Raw genomic sequence first — 22,296 nt, forward strand, 5'->3', positions numbered from 1 at the left:
GCGCAGGAGTCGACCATGGGGCACGATAACGACAAAAAAACTGCGGTCATAGGTATGAGTAAAGCTGATGCTTTCACACAAGCGGGGAAAACCGCTGTGTTGCAGAACATCCACGGCACCCTGCAATTCCTGCAACGCTTCCCGCCGTTCAACCAGATGGAAAACACCCACCTGGGGTTTCTGGTAGAGCAGTGCCAATTGCGCTTCTATGCCCCCGGCGAGAGCATCCTCAAGCCCTCGGGCGGGCCGGTGGAACACTTCTACATCGTCAAGCAGGGCCGTGTGGTCGGCGAGCGGCCGGATTCAGCCGAAACCACCTTTGAAATCACCACTGGTGAATGTTTTCCGTTGGCAGCACTGCTGGGTGAACGGGCGACCCGCACCGAACATAAAGCCGCCGAAGACACCTTCTGCCTGCAACTGAACAAGCCGGCCTTTATCAAGCTGTTCGCCCTTTCCAGTGTATTTCGCGATTTCGCGTTGCGCGGGGTGAGCAGCCTGCTGGACCAGGTCAACCAGCAAGTCCAGCAAAAGGCCGTGGAAACCCTCGGCACGCAGTACTCGCTGAACACCCGCCTGGGGGAATTGGCCATGCGCCACCCGGTGACCTGCAGCCCGCTGACGCCGCTGCGAGAAGCGGTCACGCAAATGCACGAGCAGCAAGTGGGCAGCATTGTGATCGTGGATGAACACAAGGCGCCCCTGGGGATTTTCACCCTGCGGGACCTGCGCCAGGTGGTGGCCGACGGCACCAGCGATTTCAACCAGGGCATCGAGCGCCACATGACCCAGGCGCCGTTCTTCCTCACCCCGGACCACAGCGCCTTCGACGCCGCGATCGCGATGACCGAACGGCATATCGCCCACGTGTGCCTGGTCAAGGATCAGCGTCTGTGTGGCGTGGTGTCCGAGCGCGATCTGTTTTCCCTGCAACGGGTAGACCTGGTGCACCTGGCGCGCACCATTCGCAATGCGCCCAGGGTCGAGAACCTGGTGGCGATCCGCGGCGAAATCGGCCAGTTGGTGGAGCGCATGCTGGCCCACGGTGCGTCGTCCACGCAGATCACCCACATCATCACCTTGCTCAATGACCACACGGTGTGCCGCGTCATCGAGTTGACCCTGGCTGACAAGGGCGACCCCGGCGTGCCGTTCAGTTGGCTGTGTTTCGGCAGCGAGGGCCGCCGCGAGCAGACGCTGTATACCGACCAGGACAACGGCATTCTGTTCGAAGCCAAGGACGCCGCCGAAGCCGCCGAGATTCGTGGCCGCCTGCTGCCCCTGGCACAGCAGATCAACCAGAGCCTGGCGCTGTGCGGCTTCACCCTGTGCAAGGGCAACATCATGGCCGGCAACCCTGAGCTGTGCCTGTCCCGGGCCGAATGGGCGCGGCGTTTTGCCGGGTTTATCCGTGAGGCGACGCCGGAGAACCTGCTGGGTTCGAGCATCTATTTTGATCTGCGGGTGGTCTGGGGCGATGAGCAAGGGTGCGAGCAATTGCGCCAGGGCATTCTCGACCAAGTGGCGGACAACCGTTTGTTCCAGCGCATGCTGGCCGAAAACGCGTTGCGCCAGCGCCCGCCGGTGGGGCGTTTCCGGGATTTTGTGTTGACGCGCAAAGGCGCCGACAAGGCGACACTCGACCTCAAGGTGCAAGGCCTCACACCCTTTGTCGACGGTGCCCGGCTACTGGCATTGGCCAACGGTATCAGCGCCATCAACACCCTGGAGCGTTTGCGCCAACTGGTGGCCAAGGAAGTCATCGAGCGCCTCGACGGTGCAGCCTATGAAGAGGCCTACCATTTCATCCAGCAAACCCGCATGCAACAGCACCAACTGCAAACCCGCGAGAACCTGCCCTACTCCAACCGGGTCGACCCCGACAGCCTCAACCACCTGGACCGGCGCATCCTGCGCGAATCCCTGCGTCAGGCCCAACGCCTGCAAAGCAGCCTGACCCTGCGGTATCAGCTGTGAGCTTGTTTGGCTGGCTGCGCAAACCCAAACCTGGCCTGGACGCAGCGCAACAGCGGCGGGTTGAGCAATTGCCCAAACCTCGGGAGCTGAGTGACGGTTCGCTGCGGGACCAGCGCTGGGTAGTAGTGGACCTGGAAACCAGCGGCCTGAACCTCAATCGAGACCAAGTGCTTTCCATCGGCGCGGTGGTGATCGAAGACGGCGCGGTGGACTTTTCCCAGCTGTTCGAACGCACCCTGCAACGGGCCGAGACCAAGCTCAGCCCCAGCGTGCTGATCCACGGCCTGGGCCCCAGTGCCATCGCGGCGGGCAGTGATCCGGCGGAAGCGCTGATGGACTTCATGGCGTTTGTCGGTGACAGCCCGTTGCTGGCGTTTCATGCGCCCTTCGATCAACACATGCTGTGCCGGGCGCTCAAGGACAGCCTGGGCTACCGCTTGAACCACCCGTTCCTGGACGTGGCCGACATCGCCCCACTGCTGTGCCCCGACGCCAACATCCGCGAGGCGGGGCTGGATGACTGGATCACGCATTTCAAGCTGCAGGTGGGCGAGCGTCACCACGCCAGTGCAGATGCGTTGGCGACGGCGGAACTGATGCTGATCTTGTTCAGCCGCGCACGGCAGCAGCAGATCGACACCCCCAAGGCCCTGCAAGACCGGCTGAGCCAATGGAAACGCCGCAAGCAAGCGCCCTCATTCTAATGGTGGCGAGGGCGCTTGCTCCCGCTGGGGTGCGAAGCGCCCCCAAAACCAGCCAACCCATTTCCAACTGAATAAAGGCACTGCCTGGATTACGACGGCTGCGCAGCCGAGCGGGAGCAAGCTCCCTCGCCACAGTAAGCGGCATCATCATGATAGATATCATTACGCCGCCGCCCGACCAACGCCAATTGCACCCGTACGACGCCTCTGCCACAATCGCGAATAATTCTCGTTAGTTTAAACTTCCCGATCGGTGTCGCCTTGTCGTCCATGCAAAGTCCCCACAGTGAGCTTGTTGGCGCGTTATACCGCGACCATCGCAGCTGGCTGTTGGCGTGGCTGCGACGCAATGTGGCCTGCCCCAGCCGTGCCGAAGACCTGAGCCAGGACACCTTCATGCGCCTGCTGGGCCGTGAAGAACTGCGTGAGCCCCGCGAGCCGCGGGCATTTCTCGTGGCCATCGCCAAGGGCCTGCTGTTCGACTACTTCCGCCGCGCCGCCCTGGAACAGGCTTACCTCACCGAGCTGATGCTGATCCCGGAAAGCGAACACCCGTCTCCTGAAGAGCAGCAATTGATCCTCGAAGACCTCAAGGCCATCGACCGCCTGCTGGGCAAACTCTCGAGCAAAGCCCGCGCGGCCTTCCTCCATAGCCGCCTCGATGGCATGGGCCACGCCGAAATCGCCCAGCGTCTTGGGGTTTCCGTGCCTAGGGTACGGCAATACCTGGCCCAAGGCATTCGCCAGTGCTACATCGCCCTGTATGGCGAGCCCCTGTGAGCCCGGTCAGTTCCAAGCCGGTCTCGGCACGGGTGCTTGACGCCGCCATTGCCTGGCAACTGTCCCTCGATTCGGGCGACGGCAGCGCCGTGGAACAGGAAGAGTTCGCCAAATGGCTGGCCAGCAATGAAGAACACGCCCGGGCCTGGCGCCAACTGGGCACGCTCGATCAGCGTTTCAGCGTGGCCTCGGGCCCGGCCCGTGCGGCGTTGTTGCAATCGCGCGAAGGCATTCGCAAGCGCGTGCGCAAGCTCGGCAGCGGCCTGGCCAGTGTGGTGCTGGTGTGCGGCCTGGTGCTCTTCGCCGGCCAGCGCTACGTGCCGCTCAACTATTGGCTGGCCGACCAGCGCACCGCCACCGGCGAACAGCGCACCCTGAAGCTGGCGGACGGTACGGTGATCAACCTCAATACCCACAGCGCCATCGACGTGCGCTTCGACGAGAAACGCCGGCTGATCGTGTTGCAGGAAGGCGAGATCCTCGTCGAGACCGGCCACAACGACGCCCGCCCGTTTTTTGTCGAAACCCGCGAAGGCAGCCTGCGCGCCTTGGGCACGCGGTTTATCGTCAAGCGCGAAGACGACGGCACGCGCCTCAGCGTGTTGCAGTCGGCCGTCGGCGCGCAGCCTGAAACACTGCGTCAGGAACAGATCTTCAAGGAAGGCCAGCAAGTCCTGATGCGCCGCGACGGCCTCGGCCCGATGCTGGCTGTCAGCCCCGGCACCGACGCCTGGACACGCGGCATGCTGGTGGTCGACAACGCGCGCCTCGGCGACGTGGTTGAGGAACTGAGCCGCTACCGCACCGGCTACCTGGGTGTGGATAAACAGGTGGCCGACCTGCGCATCACCGGCAGCTTCCCGCTGCACGACACCAACCTGGCGCTGAATGCACTGCTGCCGACCTTGCCGGTGCAGATTCAACAACACACGCCGTGGTGGGTGACGGTGGCGCCCAAGCCGTAGGCTCCTGTGGTGCATAGGCCTGCGATGAGGCCCTCAAAAACAGCACTCACCCACTAATAGAAATTATTTTCATTCGGCCCTATCACTTTTTGCATCTCGCTCGGCACATAGGCAATTGAGAAATATTTCCATTCAGGAGCCGTCGTATGTCCCGCACGCTAGACACCCTATTGCGCCCCAGCCTGTTAGCCATGGCCATCGCCCTCAGCGCCCCGCTGGCCAGCACCCAGTTGATCGCCGCCGAACAGGCCTCCAGCGTGCGCGCCTACAACCTGCCGGCAGCGCCGCTGGCCACGACCCTGAACCAGATCGCCAGCCACGCCGGTTTGGCGTTGACGCTGAACCCAGGGTTGGCGGCGGGCAAGACTTCCGCGCCGGTGAAAGGGCAATTCGATGCGCAGGGCGCGTTGCGTGAAGCGTTGCGTGGGACCGGGCTGCAACTGGAGCAAAGCAGTGCAGGCACCTTCAGCCTGGTCGCGATTCCCGAGGGGGTTGTGGCGTTGCCGGAGACCAGTATTACCGGGCAGGCGGATGCGGAAAGTGCGTGGGGGCCGGTGGAGGGTTATCTGGCGTCTCGTACCGCTGCCGGCACCAAGACCGATACCGCACTGGTCGAAGCCCCGCGTTCGATTTCCATCGCCACTCGCAAGCAAATGCAGGACCGCAACGTCCAGAACCTGGATGACGCCGTCAAGTACATGCCCGGCATCGTGTCTGCCAGCTACGGCAGTGACACCCGCTACGACTGGATGCGTGTTCGTGGTTTCGAGCCCACCCAATTCCTCGATGGCCTGCCGCTGCCACGCGGCGTGTACGCCAACCCGAAAGCAGAAACCTGGAACCTCGACCGCCTCGCGCTGCTGCGTGGCCCGGCGTCGTCGGTCTATGGCCAGACGCCGCCAGGCGGCCTGCTGGATATGGTCAGCCGACGTCCCAGCGCTGAATCGAGCAATGCCATCCAAGTGCAATACGGCAGCGACAACTACCGCCAGATCAACTTCGCCAGCACCGGCAAGATCGACGATGAAGGCCAGTTTCTCTATGGGCTGACGGGCGTTGTGCGCGACGCCGGCACGCAGATTGATCACATCGACAACAAGCGCTACAACATCGCCCCCAGCCTGACGTGGAACATTGATCCGGATACCAAGCTGACCCTGCTGTCGCAGTTCACTCGCGACGATACCGGCGCCACCAGCCAGTTCCTGCCGATTCAGGGCACCAAGATCAAGTCGCCACTGGGGGATATATCGCATCACAAGAACCTGGGCGATCCTGACTACGAGTACTACGACCGTACCTACTACGCGCTGGGCTATGCGTTCGAACATCGTTTCAACGATACCTGGCAGTTCAAGCAGAACCTGCGCTACACCAAGTCGGAATTGTCTTTCCAGACCCTGACCGTCGGCGCCTATCCGTACACCCAGGTGGATGCGAACGGGAACGTCGGCCGCACGTCGACCAACGTTGACGAAAACATAGGCCAGTTCGCGGTTGATAATAACTTCCAGGCCGATTTTGCCACCGGCGACATCACCCACACGCTGCTTCTAGGCCTGGACCATCAGCGTACCGACACCTCGTACCTGTCGATCTACGGTGACGGCGGGACCACCAACGTCATCAACCCGATCTACGGACAGCCTATCGTTCGCCCACCGCGCTCGGCGGCGTACTACGACTACAACCAGAAAACCGTCCAGACCGGCCTCTATGCGCAAGACCAGATGGCCCTGGATAAATGGCGCCTGACCCTCGGAGGGCGTGAAGACTGGGTGCATCAGGGCACCACCTACTTCAACCAGAAAGATGCAACGAACACCGACCGCATCAAGCACTTCAGTGGCAATGCTGCACTGAGCTACGTGTTCGACTCGGGGTTTGTACCCTACATCTCCTACGCCGAATCCTTCCAGCCCGCGAGCAACGCCAGTGTCTCGGCAACCGAGTCGTATAAGCCTACGGAAGGCAAACAATGGGAAATGGGGATCAAATACCAACCACCCGGCTCGAACACCCTGCTGACTGCCGCGGTCTACGACCTGACGCAGAAAAACGTACTGGTGACCACCACCACGGCGGGCAGCATTCCGGTCACTAACCAGACCGGTGAAGTGAAAGTCAAAGGCCTGGAATTGGAAGCCGTGTCGGATGTGACCGAGAACCTCAAGGTTATCGCGGCCTATACCTTGGCTAAATCCGAGGTGCAAAAAGGGGATTACAAAGGTAATCGCCTGCAACTGATGCCCAACCAGCAAGCCTCGCTATGGACTGACTACACCTGGCACAGCGGCGCGCTCGATGGCTTCGGCATTGGCTTCGGTGCCCGCTACACCGGTAACACCTATGGCGACCAGGGCAACACCTGGCTAGGCAAGGCGGATGCCTACACCGTGTTCGACGCCTCGGTGCACTACGACCTCGGCCGTCTGGACAACAGCCTCAAAGGTGCCTCGGTGAAACTGAACGCCACCAACCTGTTCGACAAGGACTACATTTCCACCTGTGATGGTTTCTACTGCTACTACGGCGACCAACGCAGCGTCGTCGCCAGTGCCACCTACCAGTGGTGATCGACTGAGCTAAACCAGGCCGCCCCCGTGGGCGGCTTCGGTGTGTCTGAAGGCTAGAAAATGAAAAGCAAAACCATCCGCCGCTGGTCCTTCATCCACACCTGGACCAGCCTCGTCTGCACCCTGTTCCTGCTGCTGCTCGCCCTCACCGGCCTGCCGTTGATCTTCCACCACGAGATCGACCACCTGCTGGGCAACGAACCCGAGCTGGCACACATGCCCGCCGACACCCCACAGCTGAACCTCGAACAGCTGGTGGCCAAAGCCCAGGCCCATCGACCCGGCGAAGCCATGCAATACCTGGCCTGGGACGAGGACGACAAGAACGGCGTGATCGCGATCATGGCCGCCACCGCCGGCACCGAACCCAATTCCTCCCACACCTTCATGCTCGACGCCCGTACCGGCGAAGCCGTGGAAACGCCGTCGGCCAACGGCGGGCTGACGATGTTCCTGCTGCGCCTGCACGTCGATATGTTCGCCGGGCTGCCGGGCAAGTTGCTGCTGGCGTTCATGGGCATTCTGTTCGTGTTGGCGATCATCTCCGGCACGGTGTTGTACCTGCCGTTCATGCGTCGGCTGAAGTTCGCCACGGTGCGCCAGGACAAATCCACCCGCCTGCGCTGGCTCGACCTGCACAACCTGATCGGCGTAGTCACCCTGACCTGGGCGCTGGTGGTGGGCGTGACCGGCGTGATCAGCGCCTGCGCCGACCTGATCATCGCCGCCTGGCGTACCGACAGCCTCAGCGCGATGATCGAACCCTACAAAGACGCCCCGCCGCTGACCTTGCGCGCCCCCGCCACCGACCTGCTGACGATCGCCGCCAAGGCCGCGCCGGGCATGGAGCCGGACTTTATCGCATTCCCCGGCACGCGCTTTTCCAGCGAGCATCATTACGCGGTGTTCATGAAAGGCAGCACGCACCTGACCTCGCACCTGCTGACACCGGTGTTGATCGACGCCAGCAACCTGCAGGTCACCGCCATCGCCGAACGGCCGTGGTACATGGACGCCATGGGCATGTCCCAACCGCTGCACTTTGGTGACTACGGCGGCATGCCGATGAAGATCCTCTGGGCGGTGCTGGATGTGCTGACCATCATCGTCCTGGGCAGTGGCGTGTACCTGTGGCTGGTGCGGCGCAAGGCGGCCCAGTCATGAAGCCGCGGCAGTCGAATTTCTGGAAGGTGTTCGGCATCCCGCTGGCCATTGGGCTGCTGAGTGCGGCCGGGTTGTTTGCGGCGTTGCTGGGGGACGGGTTGTGGGATTCGTTGAGCTGGGTGGGGCTGGGCATTCCGGCTGTAATTGGTAGCTGGGCGTTGTTCAAGCGTTGAGATAGATTAGCGCTGCCCTTTTCCGAGGAATGCCCATGTCCACCTCCAGCATGACGTTGTTCCACAACCCTGCCTCGCCGTTTGTTCGCAAAGTACGGGTGCTGTTGCACGAGACCGGCCAACTGGATCGCGTGACCTTGCACGCCTGCGTGCCGACGCCGGTCAAGCCTGACGCGGAGGTGATCCAGGACAACCCGCTGGGCAAGATCCCGGCCCTGCGCCTGGCCGATGGCAACGTATTGCATGACAGCCGGGTGATCCTCGATTACTTCGACTATCAACATACCGGGACCCCGCTGATCCCCCGGAACGGCCCGGCCCGCTGGCGGCGCCTGACCCTGGCCTCCACCGCCGACGGCATCATGGATGCCGCCGTGCTGGTGCGCTATGAAACCGCCATGCGCCCCGAGGAGAAACACTGGGACCTGTGGCTGGAAGGCCAACGCGACAAGATCCGTCGCGCCCTCGACATGTTGGAACAGGACGCCATCGCCGAACTGGCCGGGCCGTTTGACGTGGCCGCGATCAGCGTGGCGTGTGCGTTGGCTTACCTGGACTTCCGCCACCCGGGCATGCAGTGGCGGTCGAGCCATCCGAAGCTGGCGGCGTGGTATGCCGAGGTGAGTCAGCGGCCGTCGATGCTCCAGACCCAGCCACCGGCTTAACCTGCTGCAAGGGTTTTCTTGTGGTGAGGGAGCTTGCTCCCGCTGGGGTGCGAAGCGCTCCCAGGATTTTTGGGGCCGCTGCGCAGCCCAGCGGGAGCAAGCTCCCTCGCCACAAAAAGCTCCCGGGCTTCGGGAAACAGTGCGTTGATCTGCATCACCAACTTTGTCCGCGCCTGCTGATCTTCCCGCAACCCCAATGACCTACTCATCACCCACCTCCTTGCGCTTGCCCACCCCATACCAATCCAGTTTGCGGGTCAGCACCATCACCGTGCCCAGCAACCCGAACAGCAGCAACGAGCCCATCAGCAACGCGTAATCCTCGGCACTCAACAACCCGTACAGCAAGCCATACAACGCCGCCAACGCCGCCGAAAACCCCAGGCCATGGGCGACGCTGCGCAGCACATGGCAGACGTAAAACCCGATCAACAACACACAGGCCGCCGCCGATATCAGGTACGCCGGGCCAAACCCGATGTGCTCGGACAACGACAACAACAGCAGGTAGAAAAACGCCAGGGCAAACCCCACCAGCGCGTACTGGATCGGGTGCACCGCCAGGTTCTTGAGCACCTCGAACAGGAAGAAACCGGCAAACGTCAGGGCGATAAACAACAGCGCATATTTGATCGCACGATCGCTCTTGAGGTACTGGTCCACCGGGTCGATAAAGCTCACGCCAAAGCTGCGGCTGTTGAAGTCGTCACAGCCGCGTTCGGCCAGGCAACTGCTGAGTGCTTCTTCCAAATTGGTGGAGAAAAATGTGGTCTGCCAATGGGCGCTGAAGCCTTGCGCGGTGACCTCGCGCTGGGTCGGCAGGAAGTTGCCGATAAAGCTCGGGTGCGGCCAGTTGGACGCCAGCTTGACCTGGCTGGTCTTGCCCACCGGCACCACTTGCAGTTGCTCGGTGCCTTGCAGGCGCAGGTCAAAAGCGAAGTCAAAGGGTGCCGGCTTCTGGCTGTCCTGCTCGGGCAGCATCACATGCACACCCTCCCCCAGCCACGCCACTTGGGTGCCCGGCGAAAACGCCAGTTGCTGGCTGCCCAGCTCCAGCTTCAGCGCGTTTTCGATGCCGCGAATGTCGCTGATACCCACCGCCAGATACGCCGGGTCAAAGCGGTAATCGGCAAAGTGTTCCTTGATGCCCAACTGGTCCGGCAACACAAACCGCCCGCTGATCCGGCTGTCGGCGTGGAACAACCGGGCTTGGTAAATGCCCCGGGCACGCACTTCGGTTTGCACCTGCCCGTCGAGGGCAAATTGCTCCGGCAGGAAATACAGATGACCGCGCACCTCACGGGTTTCTTCGTAGCGTTCGTTGAGCTTTTCATTGAGCTTCCACTCCCGGACGGTCTTGCGATAAGGCACCACCAGCACCGGGCCATTGAGGCGCTGGCTGTAGCTGGAGCTGCGGGCGATATCCTGCAAGACGTCGTCGCGCAATTGCTGACGGTCGGTAATCACCCCGTGGATCATCAGCAACGGAATCAACAACAACACGATCAGCAGCGCGATGGCGCCCAGTTTGAAAAGCAGATTGCGGTTCATGAAGCTCTCCCTGTTTTGATGGGGGAGAGTCTGGCGGGCGCTTAAGGGGGATTTATGAAGGGAATGTGGAGACTGTGTGGAGATGCAGTTTTACCTGCACGCCGCCGGGCACGTTGCCGATTTGCAGTGAGCCGCCGTGCAGCTTCATCACCTCTTCGACAAAATTCAGCCCAAGGCCGGTGCTCTTGCGCCCGCTGGCCGGGCGCGGCAGGGAATAGAAGCGCTCACTGAGGCGCGGCAACGCGTATTCGGGGATCGGCTCGGCCTGGTTGAACAGGGTGAATTCGATGCCGTCACTCAAGGCCTTGGCGCTGAACCGCAAGGTGCCACCGGGCGGGGTGAAATCCAGGGCGTTTTCCAACAGGTTCCCCAGGGCCTGGCGCAGCAGGAACGGCTCGCCGTACACCTGTACATCCGCGGCAATCGCCTGCTGGACCTGCAACCCGGCGCCTTCGATGCGCGCGCATTGAGCCTTGAGTACTTCGTCTACCAACGCTGCCAGCGACAGGCTGCTCTGGTCTTCAAGGCCCTGGCGCTGCTCCACCTGCGCCAGGTTCAGCAGGCGTTCGATCAATTGCTGCAAGCGCGCACTTTCGCTGTCGATATTGCCCACGAAACGCTGCTGCTGATCCCGGGACATGTCGCCCTGCAACAGCTCCGCCGCCCCGCGAATCGCCGCCAATGGGCTTTTCAGCTCGTGGGTCAGGGTGTGCACATAACGCTCGACGTACGCTTTGCCTTCCAGCTGGGTGCGCATGTGCTCCACGGCGGTGGACAACTGCTCCAGCTCACCGCCGCGATAGTGCGGCAACTCGGCACGCCGGCCCTCGCTCACCGCCTGGGCATACGCCGTGAGCCGGCGCAGCGCGACACTCAACCACCACGACAACAAGGCGCCAAACAACAGGCCCAGGCCCACCAGCCCAGCGCCGTACCACAGCAATCGGTTTTCGGTGCGGTCCACGTAGGGCTGCAATGAGCTGTTGGGCTTGGCGACGGTGACCACGCCAATGATCTGCCCGTTATCGCGGATCGGCGCGCCGACGTGCATCACCGACGAAGCGGGGTCGTCCAGTTCGCTGCGGGTCGAGCGCGCACCATATTCGCCGCGCAGGGTCAGGTACACGTCATTCCACTTCGAGTAATCCTCGCCCACCGCCTCGCCGGTGGAATCCAGCAATACGATGCCCTTGGCGTCGGTGACGTAGATGCGGTGGTTGACCTGGTTTTTCGGCAGGCCCCAGATATTCGCGCCGGGCTGACGCTCGCCGTAGGCCTTGAGCAGTTCGGGCCAGTGGCTCTGGCCGAGGGTACCGTTCTTCACATCGCTGCGCAGGATTTCTGCCAGCAGGTTGGCGGTGTCCACCAGGGTTTCCTCGGTGGACTGGCGCACACCGGGGCGGATTTCCTTCATCACGGTGCTGAGTACGAAGTAGCCGGTCAGGCCAATAAACAGCGCATACACCAGGAAGAACCGGATCCCCAGGCGCATCAGCTGTTGCCCGGGCTGTAGCTGTAGCCAAGGCCGCGATGGGTCTGGATCGGCTCAGACTCGGGGGCCACCGTCCGCAATTTGCTGCGAACGCTTTTGATATGGCTGTCGATATTGCGCTCGTACCCTGCATCGGCCGCCACGCCCACCGCATCCAGCAGTTGCTCGCGGCTGAACACCCGCTCGGGTTGCTCCAACAGGCTTTGCAACAGGCGAAATTCATGGCGTGTAAGGTTAAGAGGCTGCCCGCGATAACTGATCTGCATGCGCTCCAGGTCCACCTGGAACACCGCCGGAGCAACACCAGGGCCAACCCGTTTGAGGATCGCCCGTACCCGGGCTGCCACTTCACGCGGGCTGAACGGCTTGACCACATAGTCGTCAGCACCGATCTCCAGGCCCACCACGCGGTCAATCTCGCCGTCCCGGGCGCTGAGAAACATCACCGGCACTTCGCTGAAGCGCCGCAGTTGCTTGCAGGTTTCAAAGCCGGTGATATCCGGCAGGCCGATGTCGAGGATGATCAGGTCCGCCGGTGTCTGCCGCTGATGGGTCAGCGCCGCCTGGCCGAGGCTCAGCCAGGTGGTGGTGAAGCCCTCGCCTTGCAGGGCAAAAATCAGCGTGTCGGCGATGGCCGCTTCGTCTTCGACAATCAGGATATGCGCCATGGTGGTCCGTCAGCAGTCCGGTTTGTCCGCAGTGTAACGGCGAGCCGGGTTTACCGCAGCGCCGAATTCACGCAGGGCCTTGGCGCCGATCAGCAGCGGGTAGTTGAAGCTGCTGCGGTCGGTGAGGTTGACCTCGACGGTGCGCTTGACGTTGCCCAGGCACATTTCCAGGTCGATCACCGGGCGCTTGGCCACCGTGGCTTCGTCCTTGTCGTCATCTTCGTCGGCGCGGCTTTTAATTTTGCTGATGCGCGAGACCTTGTGCTCGTACACCTTGTTGCTGGCGTCCTTGCCGCCGAGGCGGAAGCGCACCCAGTCGTCACCCTCACGGGTGAAGGTCTCGATGTCCCGGGCCGACAGCGAGGCGGTCAGCGCGCCGGTGTCCATCTTGGCCTTGAAGGTCTCGCCGATTTCCGGCAGTTGAATGTATTCGTAGCGACCGTAAAGGGTCGGCTCGGCGGCCATGACAGGCAAGGCCACGAGCGCTAGTAGGGCAAGGATGGATTTCACGTAGGAGGTTTCCTTGAAATAGATGGGCCAATTCTAGACTGCAAAATCGCCGCTTAGTTAGATCACAGAGCATACCCAGCCCGCTGTGAAACATTCGTAAGCTTATTTGCGATTTGGCCTCTAGACCCAAGCTGCTTATCATGGCGGGCCAAAATGATTCCAAGAGTTACTTATGCGCCGCCTGCTCACCGGCTGTTTCGTCACATTGCTGCTGTTGCTCAACACCTTGGTGCTGTTCGGGCCGCTGATGGTGTTCGCCCTGCTCAAGCTGGTGGCCCCCGGTCGCTTTCGCGACTACGCCTCCTGGGCCGTCATGTGGATCGCCGAAACCTGGGCCGAGATCGACAAGCTGATCTTCGCCCTGTGCATCCCCACCCAATGGGATATTCGCGGTGGCGAGGACCTGCGGGGTGACACGTCTTATCTGGTGATCAGCAACCATCAATCCTGGGTCGACATCCCCGCGTTGATCCAGGCCCTCAACCGGCGTACGCCGTTCTTCAAGTTCTTCCTGAAAAAGGAACTGATCTGGGTACCCTTCCTGGGCCTGGCGTGGTGGGCACTGGATTACCCGTTCATGAAGCGCTACACCAAGGCATTCCTGGCCAAGCATCCCGAACTGGCAGGCCAGGACCTGAAGATCACCAAGGAGGCCTGCGAGCTGTTCAAGCGCCAGCCGGTCACCGTGGTGAATTACCTGGAAGGCACGCGGTTCACCCCGGCCAAGCGCAAGCAGCAGGACTCACCCTTCGAGCGCCTGCTCAAGCCCAAGGCGGGTGGCGTGGCGTTCGTGCTCGCGGCGTTGGGTGAACAGCTGGATGCGGTGCTCGACGTCACCGTGGTTTATCCACAGGAAAACATTCCGGGCTTCTGGGACTTGATCAGTGGCGCGGTGCCGAAGGTGATCGTGGATATCCGCACCCGTGAGCTGGATCCGGCGTTGTGGCAGGGGGATTACGAGAACGATCCAGCATTTCGCCAGACCGTCCAGAACTGGGTCAACCAGCTCTGGAGGGAGAAGGATGCGCGCATCGCCCAACTGCGCGCGGAGCGGTCTTAGCCGCCAGTGCCCCAGGCCGAAGCCAGTTTGCCCAGCACCGACTCGCTGGCGCCCTGGCCGCCCAGGTATTTCAGGATAACCGGCGCAAACTGGCCCACCATCCCACTGTCCATGCCCAGTGCGCTGAACGCGGTGTTCAGGTCATTGGTGTTCTTCACGTTACCCAACACGCCGTCCAGGCCCGAGGTCTTGCTGCCGCCGCTCTGGCCGAGCATGCCGCTCAGGGCGCCGAGGCTGCCCAGGGAGTTGCTGCCGGAGAGCTTGTCCAGGCCCGGTACGCTTTTGGTCAGTTGCGAGTAATCACCGCCGCCCAATGTATTCTTGGCCAGGCCCAGCATTGCGCCGGTTCCGCCGACAGCCTGCTCCGGCGTCACGTTCAATTGCGAGGTCAGGGCGCCCAGCAAACCGGCGGTCTGTGAGGTCGGCGCAGCCGCTGCTGCCTTGTCGCCACCCTGTGCGCCCGAAACGGCATTGGCTACGTCGCCGAGGCTAAAACCTGCCGCAAACACCGGGCTGGCCGCCACGGTCAACAGGCAGGACAGGGCAAAACCGCGTGAAATCTTCATCAAGACAACCTCTGAAAGTAAGCGCTAAAAGCAGGAGTTTGACTGGGTGTTACGAAAGATTGTTCCCACCTCACAGATTAGTTCAGAAAACCACTGCATCCGAATCGCCCTGCGCTGCGTATATCCACCACGAGCCGCACGGAGGTAGATGGAATGAATGCCCAAGCTGGACTAACCTCAGCCTGCCGTCTTTACCGTCTGCCGTCCCATCGCCCTGTTGCACGTGCCTGGAGAAGCCCTATTTCGACCCACGATGCCGATCAGCTACGGCAATTGCTGGCCCAGTGCTCCCTGGGTAACCGCCAGGCGTTCGAAACGCTCTACCGCAGTGTTTCCCCGCGCTTGCACGGTGTTGCCTTGCGTTTCATGGGCCGCCAGGACCTGGCCGAGGAAGTGTTACAGGAGAGCTTCGTGCGCATCTGGTTCAACGCCTCGCGCTATGAGGCCCACCTGTCGGCGCCCTTGACCTGGATGATCAACATCACCCGCAACCTGGCGATCGACCAGTTGCGCAAACACCGCGAGCAGCCCTTGAGCGACGGCCAGCAAGACGCCATGGCCGATGAAAGCCCCAGCGCCCACGAACAGCTCGACAGCGAGCGCGAAGCCCTCGCCCTGAACCGCTGCCTCGACAGCCTCGAAGGCATGCAGCGTCAATCGATCACCGTGGCTTACTTCCAGGGCTTGTCCTGCTCGGAGTTGGCCGACCACCTGGCCGCGCCCCTGGGCTCGGTCAAATCCTGGATTCGCCGCGGCATGGAGCGCTTGCGCAGGTGCCTTGAATCATGAACTACCAGACCACGTCCCTGCGCCGCGCCCTCGCGGCGGATTACGCCATCGGGCTGATGCCCGCCACCGCCCGTCGACGTTTTGAAGCGCTGCTACTGGACGATGCCGCCCTGCGCGTCGAACTGGGACACTGGCAGGACGCCCTCGCCAGCCTCACCGGGCCATTGCCTGAACGGCCGGTGCCGGACCATGTGTGGGAAGGGATCAAGGCCCGGATTGAGCCGCAAGTGCTGCATATGCCGGCGAAGAGGCCGTTCTGGATGAACCTGCGGTTACTGGTAGCGGCATGCGGCGTGGTGATCGCGGTGTTGGTGGGAGTGTTGTACCAGCGCGATCTTGGGGTGGAGTACAACGCGACGCTGGTGGCGGCTAACCAGCAGCCTGCGCTGAAGATCCTGGCGTATGCCGATCATCTGCAGGTGGAACCGCTGACCCTGGCGGCGGTGGAGCCAGCGCGCGCGTTGGAACTGTGGGCAATCCCGGCGGGTGGCAAACCGATCTCCCTGGGGTTGGTGCCGGTGTCGGGCAAAGGCCGGATCCAGTTGAGCAAAGAACACCAGGCGCTGCTGACGGCACCGCTGACCCTGGCGGTGAGTCTTGAGCCTCAGGGTGGCTCGCCAACCGGACAACCGACGGGGCCGGTGTTGTATCAAGGCCAGTTGGCCTCACTCTAACTCCTGTAGGCGCGAGCGTGCTCGCGAAGGTCGTCAACGATAACGCGGGAAGCCTGAAAGGCCACGGCGCCCTCAGGTTTTTCGCGAGCAAGCTCGCTCCTACAGTGGATTGCCCTTTTGAAATAACCTCTGTTCTTTTAATCCGAAGTTGTTCTAGCCCGCTGTCAATCTTGACAGTATCTGCAACGCATCCACACGCCCACCATGAAGGCTCCTATCACGTAAGGGAGTACGACATGAAGCTGATGAACATCGCACTGAGCGCACTGCTGCTTTCGACCCTTGTGGGCAATGCCCTGGCAGATGAGATTGCCACGTGCCCGCCCAAGGCAAGTATCAAACCGGAAGAGCCATGGGGGCCGTGGGATATTTTTTATGCGCCCGGCCCTCATAAGGGCGTCTGGGTGGGAGAGAACCCCTTTGGCGACGAGAACCTGCTCAAAAAGCTCCACTTCACTGGGGCGCTGTACCGGGATGTCAGTTCAGAAGGAAATGCATACGTAGTGTCCTGCGACTACGAGGGTGAAGGCTGGTTCGACTTTTTGAGGATGACGCTGTACTCCTTCAAAGGCTGGGCCCCCGTGCCGGGGACAAAATGGGTGGATGAGTCGAAAACGGATGAGAGCAAAGCCAAGGCTGGGGCCTACAAAAAAGCCAAGGAGGTCCAATACTGCTATGCCGATTCCACCGAGCAGCATCCGGAAAAACAATGCGCATTCACGTACAAGGAACTGGTCCTCCCACCCAAGCACCATTGACGCTCGTTCCGCGGTTCAGGGCCAATTGACATCACGCAGCCCCAAGGCTCAATACGACGGATGAGGAACCGATCGCCGTTAACTAGGTCCATGAAAGACTACAAAACATGTCAGGAAGAGCCTAATGACTGCGATCAACCCTCAAGTGATTGAGCACAAGCCTTCATTCTGGAACCGCCCACGCCTGTTCATCGGCGCCTGCCTGGTGGTAGTCGCCGGCATCGGCGGCGCCCTCTACACCCAGGACAGCGTCAAGGCTGCCGCACTGCTGGTGAACACCACCCAGCAACCGGCCACGCAGATCGTGGCCCACAAGGATTACCTCGAAGTGCAGCCGATTGCCGCCACGGCACCGGCCCCGGACCAAAGCCTGGAGCTGTGGGCGGTTCCGGCTGACGGTACGCCGGTGTCACTGGGCCTGTTGCCGGAAGACGGCAAAGGCATTATCGGCATCAACCCTCGCCAGCAGGCGTCGATCAGCAAGCCGGTGACACTGATGGTCAGCTCGGAAACCAAGGGCGGCTCGGTGAGCAAGCAGCCGACGGGGCCAACGGTGTATCAGGGGGCTTTGGCGATTCGCTGAGTGACCCACACAAACAAAGAAGGCGCCCCCCGGGGTCAATGCTGTTCACTTAAGCCGATGTTTCAGGCTCAACCGCAGTTGTGGCGAGGGAGCTTGCTCCCGCTGGGGCGCGAAGCGGCCCTGAATTGGGCCTGCTACGCAGTCCAGCGGGAGCAAGCTCCCTCGCCACAGATACTTAGCATCAGGCCTCCAAACTTCCTTAAGTGAACAGCATTACCCCCCGGGGTCGCCTTTTTTTTGCCCGGCACCCTCAGGTTTTTCGCGGGCAAGCCCGCTCCTACAGTTGATCGTCGTTGTGTCGGGGACTGTGTTCGGCATTGCGTCTTGCCTCGGCCAAACAAGGAAGCTTATAGTCCGGCGGTCGTCCACATGGCGATACGGGTTTGGCGACCCGAGGAATGGTGCAAAAGCGCTCTGCTTGTTTGCAGGTTCTTTTGCGTCCGCAATAGCTGCTTTATGGCGGCTGTGCGCGGGAGACCTTCGGGTCTGCCGGTCTCCATTCCCGGTTCGCCAACCTGCGTACAGCTGCCACCCATTTCGTTTGGCGACGAAATAAGTGTGCAGTCCACTCCTACTTGAATGGATTTAAAACATGAACCGCTACATGCCCCTAACCGGCCACGACTGCACCGTCCCTTCCCTGCTCATCGACACCCAAACCCCGCTGGACGTGCTCCACGACGCAGCCGCCTACCGCATCCGCGCGGTGACCCAAGTCCTGGAAAACCTCGCGTTTCGCGACACCCTGATCACCGACACCCTCGTCCTCAAGGACTTCGCCCTGCTCTGCGCCATTCCGCTGCGCGACGGTTGCGATTTGATGGATGTGATCGGTCGGCGGCTGCAGGAGTAGGCATACGCCGACACTTAAGTAGTCCATTTCCGAAACACTAAAAACGTCCCTGCACGCGTCTTACCTCGCCTGCAGCGCTTTCTTATAGTCGTGCGCCTCAGTCACTTGGAGGTGCACGCGATGCAGGGACCTTACGCATTTATCAATGATCGATCACAGCCTTATCCGCTACTGAAACAACGCCTCTCGCTTAATCCTCATGTTCAAACCAAGTTCGATATCCTTAACCAACATATCCGCAACACCGTGGTGTTACCTGGGCAACTGGTGATTATCGGTGACAGCCGTACGGCTTCTTGTACCGTCGAAGAAGCGCGGTTGATGAGTTCGGCGCAGAACATAAAACATGCCCTGTTGGCACACTCCGCAACTGATCAATTCCTGATCCAAAACTACGACCAGCTACAGAAGATCATGACCTACGCTTCGATCGGTGTCGGGAGTGCCACCAGCGCATGGAGTAAACACCTGGAAGGAATCGAAAAGACCCTTCAGGAAATCGACGGTCTGCATAAGCAGTACTTGAGTAAGGGCACTGTGGCCGCAAGGGGTGAATTCGTGGTTAAACGAAGCACCTTATTCTCCCGGCTCGAGAGTCAACTCCACGGCATGGCACGCTTCGGGAGCGGATTGAAAAATGAAGGCTCCATCAAGAAAATGTTGGGTATTTCCAGTAAAAGCTATTGGCACCATGGAGAAATTCGCGGGTATGAAGAAACGGTCAAGCGCGTAGCCAAGGCTTCGCAAATGCTTAAAAACGGGACATATATCGGATTGGCGCTGGATGTTGGCGTGACTACGTTGGAAATCAAGGAAGCTTGTTCGCTGGGCCGCGAGCAGGAATGTACACAGGCGAAATATGTGGAAGGAGGGAAGCTGGTGCTGGGTGTGGGCGGCGCATACACGGGAGGAAAAATAGGAGCCTCTGCCGGTACGGGGGCTTGCATGTTAGCGTTTGGCATCCCCACGGCAGGAGCAGGTGTATTGGCGTGTGCGATTGTTGGCGGAGCGGTGGGAGCGTTGGCCTTGGGTATGGCCGGAGGCACACTTGGTGAAGCGCTTGGCACACGACTCTATAAAGCCTCAGGAGATTGAAATGAATCTGGAGTCGATTGGAATTTACGCCGCCCTGATCATGATACTGAGCCTCCCCCTCAACTTTTATGTCATGTTTACAAAGCTCGAAACCGCGGAAAGTTACCTGCGATACAGCGTATATATCGCCATGAACAAACATATATTCCGCAACGACACATTCAAGGGCAAGCACCAGCGCCTGTTTGCCGCTGCCAGCATCATTCTGATGCCAAGCGTATTCGAGTGGAGGCGCCTCGTGCTGGCTGAGGACGTTAAAGCCATTCCTAAAAAATTGAAGCTATGGATTGTGTTGCCTTCATTATTGACGTGGGTATCCGCCGCAATAATGACCCTTTCGGGATTAACGCTGATTTACAAATCATAAATAATAAGGGCGCCCTCAGGACGCCCTTATTAATCACGTCACTGCCTACGCCGCGCTGAACAACTTGTGCGGATCAATCACAAACTTCTTCGGCACGCCCGCATCGAACTCGCCGTACCCGCGTGGTGCGTCATCCAGGCTGATGACTTCCACACCGACGATGTCGGCAATGTTGATACGGTCCCACATGATCGCCTGCATCAGTTGGCGGTTGTACTTCATCACTGGGGTTTGCCCGGTGTGGAAGCTGTGGGACTTGGCCCAGCCCAGGCCGAAACGAATGCTCAGGCTGCCCATTTTCGCGGCAGCATCCACCGCCCCCGGGTCTTCCGTCACATACAGGCCCGGGATGCCGATTTTGCCGGCCACCCGCACCACGCCCATCAACGAGTTGAGCACGGTGGCCGGAGCCTCCGCCTTGACCCCTTCATGGCCATGGCCGCGAGCTTCGAAACCCACCGCATCGACGGCACAATCCACTTCCGGCTCGCCCAGCAACGCGGCGATCTGTTCGTGCAGCGGGGTGTCCTTCGACAGGTCGGCAATTTCAAAACCCTGGGCCTTGGCGTGGGCCAGGCGGATCGGGTTGACGTCACCAATGATCACCACCGCAGCGCCCAGCAGGCGAGCGGACGCGGCAGCCGCCAGGCCCACGGGCCCGGCACCGGCGATGTAGACCGTGCTGCCTGGGCCAACGCCCGCAGTGACTGCGCCGTGGTAGCCGGTGGGCAGGATGTCGGAGAGGCAGGTCAGGTCGCGGATTTTCTCCATGGCCTTGTCGCGGTCCGGCAGTTTCAGCAGGTTGAAGTCAGCGTAAGGCACCAGCACGTATTCGGCCTGGCCGCCGGTCCAGTCGCCCATGTCCACATAGCCGTAGGCGCCACCGGCACGGGCCGGGTTGACGGTCAGGCACACGCCGGTGTGCTGCTCCTTGCAGGAACGGCACCGCCCGCATGCGACGTTGAACGGTACAGACACCAGGTCGCCGATCTTCAGGTTCTCGACGTCGCTGCCCTTCTCGATCACTTCGCCGGTGATTTCGTGGCCCAGGACCAGGCCGGTCTGGGCAGTAGTGCGGCCGCGCACCATGTGTTGGTCGGAGCCGCAGATGTTGGTGGAGACCACGCGCAGGATGACGCCGTGCTCAATCTTCCTGCCACGGGGGTCCTGCATTTTGGGATAGTCGATTTTCTGTACTTCGACCTTGCCGTTGCCGAGATACACGACACCACGATTACCAGACATGCTTTCACCTCGCTGTTGTTTTTATGGAACCGCGTTGCCCAGGCAGGCAGCGCGTTTAAGTGCTCGGGTACAGATGCTGTTTTGCGTTGTTGCTGACGGCCTCATCGCGGGCAAGCCCGGCTCCCACATTTTGATGTGTGAACACATTCAAGTGTGGGAGCTGGCTTGCCTGCGATAGCGATCTAAAGAACGACCGTGCGATTGGCGTTCAAGAACACCCGCCGCTCAATGTGATACCCCACGGCCCGGGCCAGGGTCAGGCCTTCGATATCCCGTCCCTTGGCTATCAAATCTTCCGGATAGTGACTGTGGTCCACCACCTCCACACCCTGGGCGATGATCGGGCCCTCATCCAAATCGTTGTTGATGTAGTGCGCGGTGGCGCCCACCAGTTTCACGCCTTTGTTGTAGGCCTGGTGATACGGTTTGGCGCCCTTGAAACCGGGCAGCAGGGAGTGGTGGATGTTGATGGCTTTACCGTCGAGCTTGCGGCACAGCTCCGGCGACAGCACTTGCATGTAGCGCGCAAGGATCACCAGTTCAGCGCCGGACTCTTCTATCACTTGCCACACCTGGCGCTCTTGCGACGGCTTGTCGTTGGGGTCCAGGGGAAAGTGGTAATAGGGAATCTGGTGCCAGTCGGCCAAGGGCTTGAGGTCGGGGTGGTTGGAGACCACGGCGACCACGTCCATCGACAGTTGGCCGATGCGCTGGCGGTAGAGCAAATCGTTGAGGCAGTGATCGGCCTTGGAGACCATGATCACCACTTTCGGCCGGTAGTTCGGCGCGGTCAGCTCGAAGATCATGCCGAAGGCCTCGCCGCGGGTGGCCAGGCCATCGCGGAAGGCTTGTTCGTCGAAACCATCGGGCTGGCGGAACTCCACGCGGATGAAGAACCGGCCCGAGAGCCGGTCATCGAAGGAGTGGTGCTCAGTGACGTAGCAGCCCTGCTCGAACAGGTAGCGGGTCACCGCGTCCACCGTGCCGAGCACGCTGGGGCAGTCGGCGGTCAAAATCCATGTATCGGGTACGCGGCTCATTATTCGTGACTCCTTGATCGTTCCCACGCTCTGCGTGGGAA

The 22,296-nt window shown here is 61.0% G+C and carries 23 protein-coding genes and 1 pseudogene; 17 read left to right on the forward strand and 7 right to left on the reverse strand.

Going from position 1 to position 22,296, the window contains the following annotated elements:
* Nucleotides 1-54 precede the first annotated feature (54 nt).
* From LIY45_RS03375 to LIY45_RS03410, 8 genes are all read left to right on the forward strand, one after another.
* Nucleotides 55-1,977, forward strand: a complete 1,923-nt coding sequence (locus LIY45_RS03375; RefSeq protein ID WP_032868389.1) for a putative nucleotidyltransferase substrate binding domain-containing protein — start codon at nucleotides 55-57, stop codon at nucleotides 1,975-1,977.
* The gene (locus tag LIY45_RS03380; RefSeq protein WP_226475332.1) at nucleotides 1,974-2,681 is read left to right on the forward strand and encodes a 3'-5' exonuclease; all 708 of its coding nucleotides are present in this window, start codon (nucleotides 1,974-1,976) and stop codon (nucleotides 2,679-2,681) included. The genes LIY45_RS03375 and LIY45_RS03380 overlap by 4 nt, the downstream gene beginning before the upstream one ends.
* Before the next feature lie 261 nt (nucleotides 2,682-2,942).
* Nucleotides 2,943-3,461, forward strand: coding sequence for an RNA polymerase sigma factor (locus LIY45_RS03385; protein ID WP_026077837.1), 519 nt, complete (start codon nucleotides 2,943-2,945; stop codon nucleotides 3,459-3,461).
* The gene (locus LIY45_RS03390) at nucleotides 3,458-4,426 is read left to right on the forward strand and encodes a FecR family protein (RefSeq protein ID WP_226475333.1); all 969 of its coding nucleotides are present in this window, start codon (nucleotides 3,458-3,460) and stop codon (nucleotides 4,424-4,426) included. The genes LIY45_RS03385 and LIY45_RS03390 overlap by 4 nt, the downstream gene beginning before the upstream one ends.
* Nucleotides 4,427-4,572: 146 nt before the next feature.
* On the forward strand, nucleotides 4,573-7,002 hold the full coding sequence (locus LIY45_RS03395) for a TonB-dependent siderophore receptor (protein WP_226475334.1): 2,430 nt from the start codon (nucleotides 4,573-4,575) through the stop codon (nucleotides 7,000-7,002).
* 60 nt (nucleotides 7,003-7,062) lie between these two features.
* Nucleotides 7,063-8,166 (forward strand): PepSY-associated TM helix domain-containing protein, encoded by a 1,104-nt coding sequence (locus LIY45_RS03400; protein ID WP_226475335.1) that lies wholly within the window; start codon nucleotides 7,063-7,065, stop codon nucleotides 8,164-8,166.
* On the forward strand, nucleotides 8,163-8,339 hold the full coding sequence (locus LIY45_RS03405) for a hypothetical protein (protein ID WP_017476405.1): 177 nt from the start codon (nucleotides 8,163-8,165) through the stop codon (nucleotides 8,337-8,339). The genes LIY45_RS03400 and LIY45_RS03405 overlap by 4 nt, the downstream gene beginning before the upstream one ends.
* Nucleotides 8,340-8,374: 35 nt before the next feature.
* On the forward strand, nucleotides 8,375-9,004 hold the full coding sequence (locus LIY45_RS03410; protein WP_226475337.1) for a glutathione S-transferase: 630 nt from the start codon (nucleotides 8,375-8,377) through the stop codon (nucleotides 9,002-9,004).
* A 201-nt stretch (nucleotides 9,005-9,205) separates the two neighbouring features.
* Here the strand turns inward: LIY45_RS03410 and creD are convergent, their stop codons facing one another.
* From creD to LIY45_RS03430, 4 genes are read right to left on the reverse strand one after another with little or no spacing between them, the layout of a single operon-like run.
* Entirely contained in the window at nucleotides 9,206-10,555 is a 1,350-nt protein-coding gene (gene creD / locus LIY45_RS03415; RefSeq protein WP_226475338.1) for a cell envelope integrity protein CreD, read from the reverse strand.
* A 52-nt stretch (nucleotides 10,556-10,607) separates the two neighbouring features.
* Nucleotides 10,608-12,047 (reverse strand): two-component system sensor histidine kinase CreC, encoded by a 1,440-nt coding sequence (creC, locus tag LIY45_RS03420; RefSeq protein WP_226475340.1) that lies wholly within the window; start codon nucleotides 12,045-12,047, stop codon nucleotides 10,608-10,610.
* A complete protein-coding gene (gene creB / locus LIY45_RS03425) occupies nucleotides 12,047-12,715 on the reverse strand; it encodes a two-component system response regulator CreB (protein ID WP_017476410.1) in 669 nt (222 codons plus the stop codon). Before creB ends, creC begins: the two co-directional genes overlap by 1 nt.
* Before the next feature lie 9 nt (nucleotides 12,716-12,724).
* On the reverse strand, nucleotides 12,725-13,225 hold the full coding sequence (locus LIY45_RS03430) for an ATP-dependent zinc protease (protein WP_226475341.1): 501 nt from the start codon (nucleotides 13,223-13,225) through the stop codon (nucleotides 12,725-12,727).
* A 172-nt stretch (nucleotides 13,226-13,397) separates the two neighbouring features.
* On the opposite strand from LIY45_RS03430, the gene LIY45_RS03435 reads away from it, so the two are divergent.
* Nucleotides 13,398-14,285 carry an acyltransferase gene (locus LIY45_RS03435; protein WP_017476412.1) on the forward strand — a complete coding sequence of 296 codons (888 nt, stop codon included), beginning with the start codon at nucleotides 13,398-13,400 and terminating at the stop codon, nucleotides 14,283-14,285.
* On the opposite strand, the gene LIY45_RS03440 is transcribed toward LIY45_RS03435, so the two are convergent.
* The gene (locus LIY45_RS03440; protein WP_226475342.1) at nucleotides 14,282-14,851 is read right to left on the reverse strand and encodes a DUF2780 domain-containing protein; all 570 of its coding nucleotides are present in this window, start codon (nucleotides 14,849-14,851) and stop codon (nucleotides 14,282-14,284) included. The genes LIY45_RS03435 and LIY45_RS03440 overlap by 4 nt on opposite strands.
* 153 nt (nucleotides 14,852-15,004) lie before the next feature.
* Here LIY45_RS03440 and LIY45_RS03445 point away from each other — a divergent pair, with 153 nt between their 5' ends.
* From LIY45_RS03445 to LIY45_RS03480, 8 genes and pseudogenes are all read left to right on the forward strand, one after another.
* Complete coding sequence (locus tag LIY45_RS03445) at nucleotides 15,005-15,640, forward strand: sigma-70 family RNA polymerase sigma factor (RefSeq protein ID WP_032868319.1); 636 nt, start codon at nucleotides 15,005-15,007, stop codon at nucleotides 15,638-15,640.
* Entirely contained in the window at nucleotides 15,637-16,314 is a 678-nt protein-coding gene (locus tag LIY45_RS03450) for an anti-sigma factor (RefSeq protein WP_017476415.1), read from the forward strand. Before LIY45_RS03445 ends, LIY45_RS03450 begins: the two co-directional genes overlap by 4 nt.
* A gap of 17 nt (nucleotides 16,315-16,331) precedes the next feature.
* Nucleotides 16,332-16,427 (forward strand): annotated as a pseudogene (locus LIY45_RS03455) (outer membrane lipoprotein carrier protein LolA); the annotation flags it as partial.
* 123 nt (nucleotides 16,428-16,550) lie between these two features.
* Nucleotides 16,551-17,072, forward strand: a complete 522-nt coding sequence (locus LIY45_RS03460) for a hypothetical protein (RefSeq protein WP_017476416.1) — start codon at nucleotides 16,551-16,553, stop codon at nucleotides 17,070-17,072.
* A gap of 124 nt (nucleotides 17,073-17,196) precedes the next feature.
* On the forward strand, nucleotides 17,197-17,655 hold the full coding sequence (locus LIY45_RS03465; protein WP_017476417.1) for an anti-sigma factor: 459 nt from the start codon (nucleotides 17,197-17,199) through the stop codon (nucleotides 17,653-17,655).
* A gap of 604 nt (nucleotides 17,656-18,259) precedes the next feature.
* Nucleotides 18,260-18,508: a hypothetical protein gene (locus tag LIY45_RS03470; RefSeq protein ID WP_226475343.1), complete on the forward strand. Its 249-nt coding sequence runs from the start codon at nucleotides 18,260-18,262 to the stop codon at nucleotides 18,506-18,508.
* Between the two features lie 120 nt (nucleotides 18,509-18,628).
* The gene (locus LIY45_RS03475; RefSeq protein WP_226475345.1) at nucleotides 18,629-19,603 is read left to right on the forward strand and encodes a hypothetical protein; all 975 of its coding nucleotides are present in this window, start codon (nucleotides 18,629-18,631) and stop codon (nucleotides 19,601-19,603) included.
* 1 nt (nucleotide 19,604) lies between these two features.
* Nucleotides 19,605-19,970, forward strand: a complete 366-nt coding sequence (locus tag LIY45_RS03480) for a hypothetical protein (RefSeq protein WP_226475346.1) — start codon at nucleotides 19,605-19,607, stop codon at nucleotides 19,968-19,970.
* A gap of 45 nt (nucleotides 19,971-20,015) precedes the next feature.
* On the opposite strand, the gene fdhA is transcribed toward LIY45_RS03480, so the two are convergent.
* Together fdhA and purU are read right to left on the reverse strand one after the other, a co-directional pair.
* Entirely contained in the window at nucleotides 20,016-21,215 is a 1,200-nt protein-coding gene (gene fdhA, locus LIY45_RS03485; RefSeq protein WP_017476418.1) for a formaldehyde dehydrogenase, glutathione-independent, read from the reverse strand.
* Nucleotides 21,216-21,397: 182 nt separating this feature from the next.
* Nucleotides 21,398-22,255 (reverse strand): formyltetrahydrofolate deformylase, encoded by an 858-nt coding sequence (gene purU, locus LIY45_RS03490; protein ID WP_003209192.1) that lies wholly within the window; start codon nucleotides 22,253-22,255, stop codon nucleotides 21,398-21,400.
* Between the last annotated feature and the right edge of the window lie 41 nt (nucleotides 22,256-22,296).

Source organism: Pseudomonas sp. MWU16-30323 (assembly GCF_020515595.1).
Lineage (GTDB): Bacteria > Pseudomonadota > Gammaproteobacteria > Pseudomonadales > Pseudomonadaceae > Aquipseudomonas > Aquipseudomonas yamanorum.